This is a genomic window from Pseudomonas sp. P116 (genome assembly GCF_020149425.1).
Taxonomy (GTDB): Bacteria; Pseudomonadota; Gammaproteobacteria; order Pseudomonadales; family Pseudomonadaceae; genus Aquipseudomonas; species Aquipseudomonas anatoliensis.
Window position 1 is genome coordinate 83,338 of sequence record NZ_JACVHB010000002.1, and the last position, 12,712, is coordinate 96,049.

A 12,712-nucleotide genomic window follows, 5' to 3' on the forward strand; every position below is an offset into this window, starting at 1 on the left:
TCGGGTTTCAGCACTCAGTTAAGGAAAACGATGGCAATGGTCTATTGTCGTGCTTGCGCCAAGGAGCTTCACGAAACGGCGCTCAACTGCCCCCAATGCGGGGTTGTCCAGCAGGCCTTTGTGCCGCAAACGCAGGCTGAAATACCCTGGCTGGCCATCGTTTCACTGATCTTCGGGATTATCTGCGCACTCACCCTGTTTGATGACTCCGAATGGGACAGTGAGACGATCCTCGGTGTGGGGGTCTTCAGCATCGCAGGTCTCGCTTGCGGCATTATCTGCATCAACCAAAAACACTCAGGAAGAAACCTCGCGATCGCCGGCATTGTTTTGTCAGGCCTTACTGCGTTCGTTTTGCTCTGTCTATCGATTGAATAATTTTAGGGAAAAAATATGAGCATGGTTTTCTGCCGCGGTTGCGCCAAGGAAATAAGCACTTTGGCCGTGGCTTGCCCACAGTGCGGGGCGCCTCAAGCCACCCAACAGTCCTACCCAAGTGGCCCCGCCATTACGACGGGTAACCCGTACGTCGAGGCGTGGAGAAACTACGTAGTGTTCCGCGGCCGCGCCACTCGCCGTGAATACTGGATGTTCATTCTGATCAACCTGGGAATCTCTCTTGGCATCATCGCTGTTGATGCCATGCTGAACACCAAAGGCATGCTGTACAACCTCTACAGCCTCGCGATCCTCCTGCCATCGATCGCAGTAGGCGTGCGTCGCATGCACGACACCGATCGCAGCGGCTGGTGGTTGTTGCTGCCTATCGTCAACCTTGTGTTCCTTGCGCAAGACAGCCAGCCGGGCCCGAATCGTTTCGGTGAGAACCGTAAAGGCAACAACTGATACACATCGGCATCGCTGATCGAGACGGCCTTCATGGCCGTCTCTTTGTATCTGAAATCCGTACCCGTACGAATAGCTGCATCTTTACTGGCCGCGCAAAACAGAATTGTCATCAATCCGATTGATAGCCCCCTAACGAAAGGTGCATGCTAGAGGGCTTGTTCGGGTCTTATATCATTCCGAATGATAGTTACCTTCGCCTCATTCGATTCGTTTGCTCACTAGCCGCCGAGCATCATCCGCCCATCTTCAATACTTGGCGGATGCATTCCATGGAACAGTCACTCAAACATTTGCGCTTCCCGTTGGCCTTGCTGGCCGTACTGGTGATGAGCGCTTGCGGCAAAAATCCGGAAACCGCCGCCGCCCCGCCTGCTGCCAAAGTCAGCGTGGCCAAGGTGCTGGAACAACCGGTCAACGAGTGGGACGAATTCACCGGGCGCCTCGAAGCGCCGGAAACCGTTGATATCCGTCCACGGGTCTCTGGCCAGATCGACCAGGTTGCTTTCACTGAAGGCGCACTGGTGAAGAAAGGCGACTTGCTGTTCCAGATCGATCCGCGTCCGTTCCAGGCTGAGGTTCGTCGCCTCGAAGCTCTGGTTGCGCAATCGCGCGCCAACGCCACTCGCAGCGAAAACGAAGCCGGTCGTGGTGAACGTCTGCGTGCCAGCAACGCAATCTCCGCCGAACTCGCCGACTCGCGCACCAGCGCCGCCCAAGAAGCCCGCGCCGCCGTGGGTGCACTGCAAGCGCAACTGGATCTGGCCAAGCTGAACCTGAGTTTCACCCGTGTGACCGCGCCAATCAGCGGCCGCGTCAGCCGTGCCGAAATCACCGCCGGCAACCTGGTAACCGCCGACACCTCGCCACTCACCAGCGTGGTTTCTACCGATAAGGTCTACGCCTACTTCGACGCTGATGAGCGTGTATTCCTCAAATACACCCAGCTCGCCCGTCAGGGTCAGCGTGGAGCCACCACCCCGGTGTACATGGGTCTGTCCAATGAAGACGGCAATCCGCATCTGGGCCAGATGAACTTCGTCGACAACCAGGTCAATCCGAAAACCGGCACCATCCGTGGTCGCGCGGTGTTCGACAACAGCGATGGCACCTACACCCCGGGCCTGTATGCACGCCTGAAACTGGTCGGCAGTGGCACCTACGATGCCATGTTGATCAACGACGAAGCCGTCGGTACCGATCTGGGCAAGAAGTTCGTGCTGGTGATGGATGCGGACAACAAAACCGTTTACCGCGCCGTTGAACTCGGCCCGAAAATCGAAGGCCTGCGGATCGTCCGTAGCGGCCTCAACAAAGACGACACCATCATCGTCAAGGGTCTGCAACGCGTACGCCCTGGCTCACCGGTGACGCCTGAAGTCGTCCCGATGGCCAGCGAGCAAACCATCGCGGCACTCGCTCAACAACGTCAAGCGCTGGAAGCCAGCAACCTGCCTAAAGTCACGCCAGCCAAAGGCGCGTCCGGTTCGGTTGTGAAGCTGGCCGCTACGACCCCACGCGGTTAAGGGACGACAACTCCGATGAATTTTTCCCAATTCTTCATTTCACGGCCGATCTTCGCAGCGGTGCTGTCGCTGCTGATCCTGATCGCCGGTGCGATTTCGCTGTTCCAGTTGCCGATCAGCGAATACCCGGAAGTCGTGCCACCGACTGTGGTGGTTCGTGCAAACTTCCCGGGCGCCAACCCAAAAGTCATCGGTGAAACCGTGGCGGCGCCTCTGGAGCAAGCCATCACCGGCGTCGAAAACATGCTGTACATGTCTTCGCAATCGACCGCTGACGGCAAGATCACCCTGACCATCACCTTCGCTCTGGGCACTGACCTGGACAATGCGCAGGTGCAGGTGCAGAACCGGGTAACCCGGACCGAGCCGAAACTTCCCGAGGAAGTGACGCGCATTGGTATCACCGTCGACAAAGCTTCGCCTGATCTGACCATGGTTGTGCACTTGACCTCTCCGGACAAGCGTTACGACATGCTCTACCTGTCCAACTACGCGATCCTCAACATCAAGGATGAGCTCGCTCGTCTGGGTGGTGTCGGTGATGTGCAACTGTTTGGCATGGGCGATTACTCGCTGCGGGTCTGGCTTGATCCGAACAAGACCGCTTCGCGCAATCTGACGGCGACCGATGTGGTGACCGCCATTCGTGAACAGAACCGCCAGGTGGCCGCCGGCCAACTGGGTGCGCCCCCTGCCCCGACGGCACAGAGCTTCCAGCTGTCGGTCAACACTCAGGGCCGACTGGTCACCGAGGAAGAGTTCGAAAACATCGTCATTCGTGCAGGTGACGACGGTGAAATCACTCGACTCAAAGACATCGCTCGCATTGAACTGGGTTCCAGCCAGTACGCGTTGCGTTCGCTGCTGAACAACCAGCCGGCGGTAGCGATCCCGATCTTCCAGCGTCCAGGCTCCAACGCCATCGACATCTCGAACGACGTTCGGGCGAAAATGGACGAGTTGAAGAAAGGCTTCCCGCAAGGCATGGATTACAGCATCGTCTATGACCCGACGATCTTCGTGCGCGGCTCGATCGAAGCAGTGGTTCACACCCTTTTCGAAGCGCTGATCCTCGTAGTCCTGGTGGTGATCCTGTTCCTGCAAACCTGGCGCGCCTCGATCATTCCCTTGGTGGCGGTGCCGGTATCGTTGATCGGTACGTTTGCGGTGATGCACCTGTTTGGCTTCTCACTCAATGCCCTGTCGCTGTTCGGCCTCGTGTTGGCCATCGGTATCGTGGTGGATGACGCCATCGTGGTGGTGGAGAACGTCGAGCGAAACATCGAACTCGGACTCACACCGGTCGAAGCCACCAAACGCGCCATGCGTGAAGTGACCGGGCCGATCGTTGCCACGGCACTGGTGCTGTGTGCGGTGTTCATTCCGGCGGCGTTCATCTCCGGCCTCACCGGTCAGTTCTATAAGCAGTTCGCACTGACCATCGCGATCTCGACCGTGATCTCGGCGTTCAACTCGCTGACCCTGTCGCCAGCACTCGCTGCGGTATTGCTGAAAAGTCATGACGCGCCGAAAGACCGCTTCTCGAGAGTGCTCGACAAGATCTTCGGTGGCTGGCTGTTCCGTCCGTTCAATCGCTTCTTCGAACGTGCCAGTCATGGCTACGTCGGCACGGTGGCTCGGGTTATCCGCAGCAGTGGCATCGCCCTGATCTTGTATGCAGGCCTGATGGTGCTGACCTTCTTCGGGTTCTCGCACACCCCGACCGGTTTCGTACCCGGCCAGGACAAGCAATACCTGGTGGCTTTCGCGCAATTGCCGGACGCCTCAAGCCTGGATCGCACTGAGGACGTGATCAAGCGCATGTCCGATATGGCGCTGAAACAGCCGGGCGTGGAAAGTGCTGTTGCGTTCCCGGGCCTGTCGATCAACGGCTTCACCAACAGCCCGAATGCCGGCATCGTGTTCGTGACCCTGAAACCGTTCGACGAACGCAAAGACCCGAGCATGTCTGCCGGCGCCATCGCCGGCGCCCTGAACGGCCAGTTCGCGGACATTCAAGAGGCGTACATGGCGATCTTCCCGCCGCCGCCGGTACAAGGTCTGGGCACCATTGGTGGTTTCCGCCTGCAAATCGAAGACCGGGGCAACCTGGGCTACGACGAGCTGTACAAAGAAACCATGAACATCATCAACAAGAGCCACAACGTGCCGGAACTGGCTGGCCTGTTCACCAGTTACACCGTGAACGTGCCGCAGGTCGATGCCGCTATCGATCGCGAGAAAGCCAAGACTCACGGCGTGGCGGTCAGCGACATCTTCGACACCCTGCAGATCTACCTGGGTTCGCTGTATGCCAACGACTTCAACCGTTTCGGACGCACCTATCAGGTCAACGTTCAGGCCGAGCAACAATTCCGCCTCGAATCCGATCAGATCGGTCAGCTGAAAGTGCGTAACAACAAAGGCGAAATGATCCCGCTGGCGACCTTCATCAAGGTCAGCGACACCTCGGGCCCGGATCGTGTGATGCACTACAACGGCTTCATCACCGCAGAAATCAACGGTGCGGCAGCCCCCGGCTACAGCTCTGGCCAGGCCGAAAAAGCCATCGAGAAACTGCTCAAGGAAGAACTTCCGAACGGCATGACCTACGAATGGACCGACCTGACCTACCAGCAGATTCTGTCCGGCAACACCGCGCTGTTCGTGTTCCCGCTCTGCGTACTGCTGGCGTTCCTGGTACTCGCGGCACAATACGAAAGCTGGAGCCTGCCACTGGCGGTGATCCTGATCGTACCGATGACCCTGCTGTCGGCCATCACCGGGGTGATCATCTCTGGCGGTGACAACAACATCTTCACCCAGATCGGACTGATCGTACTGGTGGGACTTGCATGCAAGAACGCGATTTTGATCGTCGAGTTCGCCAAGGATAAACAGGAAGAAGGCCTCGACCCGCTCGCCGCGGTACTGGAAGCCTGCCGTCTGCGTCTGCGGCCGATCCTGATGACCTCCTTCGCGTTCATCATGGGTGTGGTGCCACTGGTGTTCTCCAGCGGTGCCGGTGCCGAAATGCGTCACGCCATGGGTGTGGCGGTGTTCTCCGGGATGCTCGGGGTGACCTTCTTCGGTCTGTTGCTGACGCCAGTGTTCTACGTACTGATTCGTAACTTTGTCGAACGCGGCGAAGCCCGCAAAGCGGCCAAGGCGCACTCTCTTCAAAAGCCACTGGAGGCGCAACAATGAGTCTGAAAGTCTTCCTGCCGAGTCTGCTGGTGCTGGCCCTGAGCGCCTGTGCCGTCGGCCCCGACTACAAGACCCCGGCGACGGAGGCGGCCAACATCACGACCGCCACCGACGGCGCCAACGGTCAGAAGAATTTTGACCGTTCGAAGTTCGAAGGCATCTGGTGGCAGCAGTTCGACGATCCGACCCTCAACCAGTTGGTGACGCAATCGCTGCAAGGCAACCGTGAATTGCGCGTGGCATTTGCCCGTTGGAAAGCCGCACGGGCGATCCGCGATGACGCCAGCAATGACATCATGCCGACCATCACCAGCCGCGCCAGCAGTGACCTGGCCAAGGGGCAAATCCCCGGCCAGACCACCAACCGGGTCAATAGCGAACGCTATGACCTGGGTCTGGACATGGCCTGGGAGCTGGACCTGTTCGGGCGCATCCAGCGCAATCTGGAAGCCAGCGATGCCGATCAGCAGGCCGCCGAAGCCGATCTGTACCAACTGCAAGTCACCATGATTGCCGAACTGGTGGACGCCTACGGTCAACTGCGTGGCGCACAACTGCGCGAAAAGATTGCGGTGGCCAACCTGAACAACCAGCAGGAGTCACGCAAGATCACCATCAGCCTGCGTGATGCCGGCGTTGGCGATCAGCTCGATGTCGAACGTGCCGACGCGCGTCTGGCTTCGGTCGAAGCCAGCGTGCCACAACTGCAAGCCGAGCAGGTTCGGCAGAAAAACCGCATCGCCACTCTGCTGGGTGAACGTCCGGACAAACTGACCGTCGACCTGAGTCCAAAAGACTTGCCGGCAATTGCCAAGGCCTTGCCAATCGGCAACCCGGGCGAACTGCTGCAACGTCGTCCGGACATCCTCAGTGCTGAACGCCAGCTCGCTTCAGCCACGGCGCGAATTGGCGTGGCGAAAGCCGATTTGTTCCCACGGGTCAGCCTCAGCGGTTTCCTCGGCTGGACGGCCGGGCGTGGTTCGCAGATCGGTTCCTCGGCGGCCAACGCCTGGGCACTCGGCCCAAGCATCACCTGGGCAGCGTTCGACCTCGGCAGCGTGCGCGCTCGTTTGCGCGGTGCTGATGCCGATGCCGAAGGCGCACTGGCGACCTACGAGCAACAAGTGCTGCTGGCACTGGAAGAGTCGGAAAACGCCTTCAGCGACTACGGCAAACGTCAGCAACGCCTGATTTCGCTGATCCGCCAGAGTGAATCGAGCCGCAACGCTGCCGATCTGGCAGAGATTCGCTATCGCGAAGGCACCACAGACTTCCTGGTGCTGCTCGACGCTCAGCGCGAACGTCTGAATGCCGAAGACAGCCAGGCCCAGGCCGAAGTGGATCTGTATCGCGGCATTGTCGCGATCTACAAAGCCCTCGGCGGTGGCTGGCAGCCGGAGACGGTCGCCAGCAAGTAACCATTGATTGTTAAAGAGCTCCTTTGGTTGGCCGCAACCAACCAATTTTTTGCCCCGCGTATCATTCGGTCGCGGGGCTTTTTTATGCCTGGAATTGCAGGAGTTGCCAAAGTTGCTCCTACATTTGAAATGCGTTCCCCCTGTAGGAGCTGCGGAACGCTGCGATCTCTTGATCTTGAAACAGCAAAGTCAAAAGATCGCAGCCTTCGGCAGCTCCTACATTTGAAATGCGTTCTCCCCTGCAGGAGCTGCGGAACGCTGCGATCTCTTGATCTTGAAACAGCAAAGTCAAAAGATCGCAGCCTTCGGCAGCTCCTACATTTGAAATGCGTTCCCCCCTGTAGGAGCTGCGGAACGCGGCGATCTCTTGATCTTGAAACAGCAAAGTCAAAAGATCGCAGCCTTCGGCAGCTCCTACATTTGAAATGCGTTCCCCCCTGTAGGAGCTGCGGAACGCTGCGATCTCTTGATCTTGAAACAGCAAAGTCAAAAGATCGCAGCCTTCGGCAGCTCCTACATTTGAAATGCGTTCCCCCCTGCAGGAGCTGCGGAACGCTGCGATCTCTTGATCTTGAAACAGCAAAGTCAAAAGATCGCAGCCTTCGGCAGCTCCTACATTTGAAATGTGTTCCCCCTATAGGAGCCGCGGAACGCTGCGATCTCTTGATCTTGAAACAGCAAAGTCAAAAGATCGCAGCGTTCCGCAGCTCCTACAGGGGATTGCGTTACGATTCGCATGCTCGGGGTTTGACTCACGGCCCGAGCTGACCGAAGCTTGCCACTCTGCTCAAGTACGTCTGTTTTCGGAAACCCGCATGCCTCAGTCTCGCCGCTTTCTGCTTATCTGCCTTGGCCTTGTGCTTATTGTCGTCGTGGCTTGGCTGGCCCTGCGCAGCACCACGCCGGTGATTCCGGACGCGATCAAGCACGGCTACAGCGAAGCGCTGGGCGCTGCCCGAACCGGCGAACCGGGGGCGGCGCGTCAGCTGTATCAGCAATTGGCCCGGCCGGATCTGTCGGTCAAGCGCCGCGTCTGGCTGCACGGCGAACTGCCCAATTACCCGAGCCCTCAGGCGTTGAAGCTTGCCGACGCTGACCTGCAGCACGAAGAACCCGAGGTGCGGCTGGCAGCGATCAAAAGTGTGGTTGGACTCGTGCCGGGTGGGCAACGCAGTCTGTTGCTGGGGCCAATGCTTGATGATGAGGCGCCGACTGTCCGGTTTGCCGCGATCAACGCCCTGCTCGGCCTGACCCCGGATGAACTCGGGCTGTATTTTGCACCGTTGCAGCAGGCCATCGACGGCTGGGAGCAAGCACTCAAGGATCAACCGCCGAGCGCCACTTCTTATGCGCAACTGGCGCGCCTGCATCTACATAACGCCGAGCTGAAAGAGGCACAGCAAGCATTGGAGAATGCGCTGCGCCTGGACCCCGGCAACCTGCCGGCGCTGGTGATGCAGATCGACGTGCTCGACCGCCAGGGGCAGGCCGACGCCGCCCGACAGTTACTCGCGCAAAAGCTTAAAGCGCAACCTGACTCAGCCTATCTGCAACATGCCCTGGGGCTGTGGTTGCTGCACCATGGACAGCGTGAATACGCCCTGCTCGGTTTATCCAAAGCGGTGGAGCTGGAGCCGGACAACAAGGATTACCGCTACGACCTCGCCACCACTCTTCACAGCGCTGAAGAACTGGAAGCGGCGCAGAAGCAACTGCAGGAAATCGTCCAGCGCCACCCGGCCGATCGCAAGGCGCGGGTGCTGCTGATCAACTACTGGAAAGAAAGCGGACAGTTGCAGAACGTACAGATTCTGCTCGCCCAGCTTGAACAGTTGAACCCCGACGATCCGGCAATACAGCAAGGCCTCTGAAGTTGTCCTGTGTGAGGGGATAAATCCACTCACCACAGAGAATTTCCAGCCTTCATGAAAGAAAAAGCGGAACTGCCATCACGGCTACGGGTCAAGTAAACAGGCAGTTCACACTAGACGGCTGCCTCGCTTCCCCTAGTCATGAGAGGGCATTTTTTGTCTACATCTAACGAGTTGATCAGTGCAAAAGCCGCCACCGGCATCGTAGGCCTGGATGACATCCTCGCCGGAGGCTTGTCCCGTGGTCACGTATTTTTGCTGGAGGGTGAGCCCGGTACCGGCAAAACCACCGCCGCGTTGCATTTTCTAATAGCTGGCGCGAAAGCCGGCGAACGCTCGTTGTACATCACGCTCTCGGAAACCGAGCGTGAACTGCGCCAAGGGGCGCTGTCCCACGGCTGGGAGCTGGACGAAAACATCAAGATCTTCGAACTGACGCCCCCGGAAAGCCTGCTTAATGCAGAGCACCAGCAGAGCTTGCTGTACTCCTCCGACCTGGAATTGGGCGAAGCCACCAAACAGATTTTCGAAGCTGTCGAACGCTTCAAGCCGACCCGCGTCGTCCTCGACAGCCTCTCCGAGATCCGTCTGCTCGCGCAAAGCTCCTTGCGCTACCGCCGACAGATTCTGGCAATCAAGCACTACTTCGTGCGTTACAACGCGACGGTGCTGCTGCTCGACGACCTGACCACCGAGTCTCTCGACAAAACCGTGCACAGCGTGGCCCACGGTGTGATTCGCCTGGAAGAAATCACCCCCAACTATGGCGCCGAGCGTCGCCGAGTGCGGGTCGTGAAGTACCGTGGCCAAAAGTACCGCGGCGGTTATCACGACTTCACCATCATGGGCGATGGCGTGCATGTGTTCCCGCGACTGGTCGCAGCCGAGCATCGCGGCGACTACCCACGCCTGCAATTGAGCAGCGGTATCAAAGAGCTGGATGCGTTGCTCGGTGGCGGCATCGAGACGGGATCAAGCACATTGATTCTCGGCCCGGCAGGTACGGGCAAATCGCTGATTTCGATGATCTTCGCGGCTTCTGCTGTAGCACGCGGGGAAAAAGCTGCGCTGTTTATCTTTGACGAAGAGCTGGAACTGCTTTTCGAACGAATGAAACACATCGGCATCGATCTCAAGGCACTGCGGGCCTCCGGCAATTTGCTCATCGAACAAGTGGATGCCGCCGAGCTGTCACCGGGCGAGTTCTCCCATCGGGTACGTCGTTGCGTTGATGAAGGCCAGATCAAAACGGTGGTCATCGACAGCATTAACGGTTATCAGGCCGCGATGCCGGAAGAAAATGCGCTGGTGCTGCACATGCACGAACTGCTGCTGTACCTCAACCGCAAAGGCGCTGCGACCTTCATGACGGTCGCCCAGCACGGTCTGGTCGGCGACATGCAGGCACCCGTCGACATTACCTATCTGGCCGACACGGTGATTCTGTTGCGCTACTTCGAAGCCATCGGTAAGGTGCGCCGCGCCATCTCCATCATCAAGAAGCGCACCGGCAGCCATGAATCGACGATTCGCGAATACCTTATTTCGACGCAAGGCATGATCATCGGCGAACCGCTGGAAGCCTTTCAGGGCGTACTTCGTGGCGTCCCGACCTACCTCGGTGAGAGAAAACCGCTGCTGCAGGAAGGCTTATGACCGGCTCGGTGCCGCTCGCCGAACGGGCGCTGATTCTGGCGCCCATGGGGCGCGACAGCCAAATTGCGTTGATGATTCTCAACGAGGCCGGGTACAGCGGCCTGATTACACCGGATCTCACCACACTGTGTGCGCAATTGGAGACTGGCGCCGGCATGCTGTTGATCGCCGCCGAGGCGCTACGCGGCCCGGAACTGGAGGCGTTGTTCCTGTATCTGGACCAGCAGCCAGCGTGGTCGGATCTGCCGATTGTGTTGCTCACTCATCACGGCGGACAGGAACAGGGTCCCTCCTCTCACCTCAGCGATCAATTAGGCAACGTAACGTTCCTTGAGCGGCCATTTCATCCGGCAACGCTGATCAGTCTGGTGTCCGCTGCCCTTCGCGGCCGTCGACGACAGTACGAAGCCCGCGACCGTCTGATCGATCTGAGTGAAAGCGAACGACGCCTGCAATCGACACTGGAAACCCTCGAACAGCAAGTCGAAGAACGCACCGCGCAACTGCGGCACAACGAAGAAGCGTTGCGTCAGTCGCAAAAAATGGAAGCGGTCGGTCAGCTCACCGGCGGTATCGCTCACGACTTCAACAACATGCTCACCGGCATTATCGGCAGCCTTGAGTTGATTCGCCGGCGACTGGCCCGAGGGCGCACCGAAGACCTCGACAGCTTGATCGACCTGGGCGTGACCTCGGCCAATCGTGCCGCCAGCCTGACTCATCGCCTGCTGGCCTTTTCCCGTCGGCAATCGCTCGACTCCAAAGCCGTGCAGATGAATAGCCTGGTGCTGTCGATGGGCGAGCTCCTACAGCGCAGTATCAACGAAAGCATTCAACTGGAAATGCGTCTGGATGAAAAACTCTGGGTAGCCGAGGCGGACCCCAATCAACTGGAAAGCGCCCTGCTCAACCTCGTCATCAATGCCCGCGATGCCATGCCCGAGGGCGGAAAACTGGTAGTCGAAACCAGCAATCAGGTGCTGCATCGTGAATTCACCGTGGCCTACCCCAATCTGGAACCCGGCGATTATGTGATGTTAAGCGTCACCGACAATGGCAGCGGCATGCCGCAAAGTGTGATCAGTCGCGCGTTCGATCCATTTTTCACCACCAAGCCGATCGGTCAGGGAACAGGCTTGGGCCTGTCGATGATTTACGGGTTCAGCAAGCAGTCACGCGGGCATGTTTCGATCGACAGTGAAGTTGATCAGGGCACAACCGTCAGGCTTTACTTGCCGCGTTACCGTGGCCAGGAACTTGAGCAGCCCACTTGCGATATCCAGCAATCGCCGCACGCAATAGATGGCGAAACCGTGCTGATCGTCGAAGACGACCCGGCCGTTCGCGTGCTGGTCAGCGCAGTGCTCAGCGAGTTGGGTTATGCGTTTGTGGAGGCTGCAGATGCCGACGGCGCGGTGCCGATTCTCAACTCGACGCAGCGCATCGACTTGTTGATCAGCGACGTTGGTTTGCCGGGCATGAACGGTCGGCAGTTGGCTGAGATTGGCCGGCAATACCGGCCTGAGCTCAAGATTCTGTTCATCACCGGATACGCCGAGCATGCGGCGGTGCGCGGTGGTTTCCTGGATTCGGGAATGCAGATGATCACCAAACCGTTCACCTTTGATCTGTTGACCGCCAAGGTGCGCGAGATGATCAAAAGCTGAGACCCTGAAAAACCTGTAGGAGCTGCCGCAGGCTGCGATCTTCTGACCTTAAAACAAGATCAAAAGATCGCAGCCTGCGGCAGCTCCTACATGAGGGCGATCGCGATCAGGCCAGCAGTTCCTGAATCTTTTCCTGCAACACGTCCAGATCAAACGGCTTTTCCAGAATCGGTGCCTTAAGCGTGATCGGGCTACCGGTCTCGCGGATTTCCTGCGGATAACCGCTGATGAAAATCACCTTGAGGTCAGGTCGCAGCTTGACGGCGGGTTCGGCGATCTGCACGCCGGAGATGCCGCCAGGCAAACGGAAGTCAGTGATCAGTACGTCCAGATGCGGCTTGCTCGCCAGAATCTCGAAAGCCTGCTCGCCGCTTTCCGCCTGGAGCACGCGATAGCCTTGCCCCGACAGATAATCCGTCAGAACCATCAAGATAACCGGTTCGTCCTCGACGACGAGTACTACATCTTGTGCATCTACGCTCATGGGAAGCCTATGTTCGGTCAATAGCTGCTGATACGAC

10 protein-coding genes are annotated in these 12,712 nt (G+C 58.4%); 8 read left to right on the top strand and 2 right to left on the bottom strand.

What is annotated here, in order from left to right:
- Window positions 1-30: 30 nt before the first annotated feature.
- From ICA15_RS06760 to ICA15_RS06780, 5 genes are all read left to right on the top strand, one after another.
- Complete coding sequence (locus ICA15_RS06760; protein ID WP_210552787.1) at window positions 31-378, top strand: DUF4190 domain-containing protein; 348 nt, start codon at window positions 31-33, stop codon at window positions 376-378.
- 15 nt (window positions 379-393) lie between these two features.
- A complete protein-coding gene (locus tag ICA15_RS06765; RefSeq protein ID WP_210552788.1) occupies window positions 394-846 on the top strand; it encodes a DUF805 domain-containing protein in 453 nt (150 codons plus the stop codon).
- A 272-nt stretch (window positions 847-1,118) separates the two neighbouring features.
- Entirely contained in the window at window positions 1,119-2,372 is a 1,254-nt protein-coding gene (gene mexE, locus ICA15_RS06770; RefSeq protein WP_150603857.1) for a multidrug efflux RND transporter periplasmic adaptor subunit MexE, read from the top strand.
- 15 nt (window positions 2,373-2,387) lie between these two features.
- Window positions 2,388-5,579 carry an efflux RND transporter permease subunit gene (locus ICA15_RS06775; protein ID WP_150603856.1) on the top strand — a complete coding sequence of 1,064 codons (3,192 nt, stop codon included), beginning with the start codon at window positions 2,388-2,390 and terminating at the stop codon, window positions 5,577-5,579.
- Window positions 5,576-6,997, top strand: a complete 1,422-nt coding sequence (locus ICA15_RS06780) for an efflux transporter outer membrane subunit (RefSeq protein ID WP_150603855.1) — start codon at window positions 5,576-5,578, stop codon at window positions 6,995-6,997. Before ICA15_RS06775 ends, ICA15_RS06780 begins: the two co-directional genes overlap by 4 nt.
- A gap of 118 nt (window positions 6,998-7,115) precedes the next feature.
- Here ICA15_RS06780 and ICA15_RS06785 read toward each other — a convergent pair whose 3' ends face one another.
- On the bottom strand, window positions 7,116-7,586 hold the full coding sequence (locus ICA15_RS06785) for a hypothetical protein (RefSeq protein WP_210552789.1): 471 nt from the start codon (window positions 7,584-7,586) through the stop codon (window positions 7,116-7,118).
- A gap of 226 nt (window positions 7,587-7,812) precedes the next feature.
- Here ICA15_RS06785 and ICA15_RS06790 point away from each other — a divergent pair, with 226 nt between their 5' ends.
- The 3 genes from ICA15_RS06790 (at window position 7,813) to ICA15_RS06800 (ending at window position 12,191) form a co-directional block, all read left to right on the top strand.
- Window positions 7,813-8,868: a tetratricopeptide repeat protein gene (locus tag ICA15_RS06790; protein WP_150603854.1), complete on the top strand. Its 1,056-nt coding sequence runs from the start codon at window positions 7,813-7,815 to the stop codon at window positions 8,866-8,868.
- Between the two features lie 156 nt (window positions 8,869-9,024).
- Window positions 9,025-10,524 carry an ATPase domain-containing protein gene (locus ICA15_RS06795; protein WP_210552790.1) on the top strand — a complete coding sequence of 500 codons (1,500 nt, stop codon included), beginning with the start codon at window positions 9,025-9,027 and terminating at the stop codon, window positions 10,522-10,524.
- Entirely contained in the window at window positions 10,521-12,191 is a 1,671-nt protein-coding gene (locus tag ICA15_RS06800; protein WP_210552791.1) for an ATP-binding protein, read from the top strand. The genes ICA15_RS06795 and ICA15_RS06800 overlap by 4 nt, the downstream gene beginning before the upstream one ends.
- Window positions 12,192-12,297: 106 nt before the next feature.
- Here the strand turns inward: ICA15_RS06800 and ICA15_RS06805 are convergent, their stop codons facing one another.
- The gene (locus ICA15_RS06805; RefSeq protein ID WP_100846045.1) at window positions 12,298-12,675 is read right to left on the bottom strand and encodes a response regulator; all 378 of its coding nucleotides are present in this window, start codon (window positions 12,673-12,675) and stop codon (window positions 12,298-12,300) included.
- Window positions 12,676-12,712 lie beyond the last annotated feature (37 nt).

Coding starts and splice junctions, on each gene's coding strand:
- ICA15_RS06780 (WP_150603855.1), top strand. CDS start 5,576: ATGAGTCTGAAAGTCTTCCTGCCGAGTCTGCTGGTGCTGGCCCTGAGC.
- ICA15_RS06775 (WP_150603856.1), top strand. CDS start 2,388: ATGAATTTTTCCCAATTCTTCATTTCACGGCCGATCTTCGCAGCGGTG.
- ICA15_RS06760 (WP_210552787.1), top strand. CDS start 31: ATGGCAATGGTCTATTGTCGTGCTTGCGCCAAGGAGCTTCACGAAACG.
- ICA15_RS06765 (WP_210552788.1), top strand. CDS start 394: ATGAGCATGGTTTTCTGCCGCGGTTGCGCCAAGGAAATAAGCACTTTG.
- ICA15_RS06805 (WP_100846045.1), bottom strand. CDS start 12,675: ATGAGCGTAGATGCACAAGATGTAGTACTCGTCGTCGAGGACGAACCG.
- mexE (WP_150603857.1), top strand. CDS start 1,119: ATGGAACAGTCACTCAAACATTTGCGCTTCCCGTTGGCCTTGCTGGCC.
- ICA15_RS06790 (WP_150603854.1), top strand. CDS start 7,813: ATGCCTCAGTCTCGCCGCTTTCTGCTTATCTGCCTTGGCCTTGTGCTT.
- ICA15_RS06800 (WP_210552791.1), top strand. CDS start 10,521: ATGACCGGCTCGGTGCCGCTCGCCGAACGGGCGCTGATTCTGGCGCCC.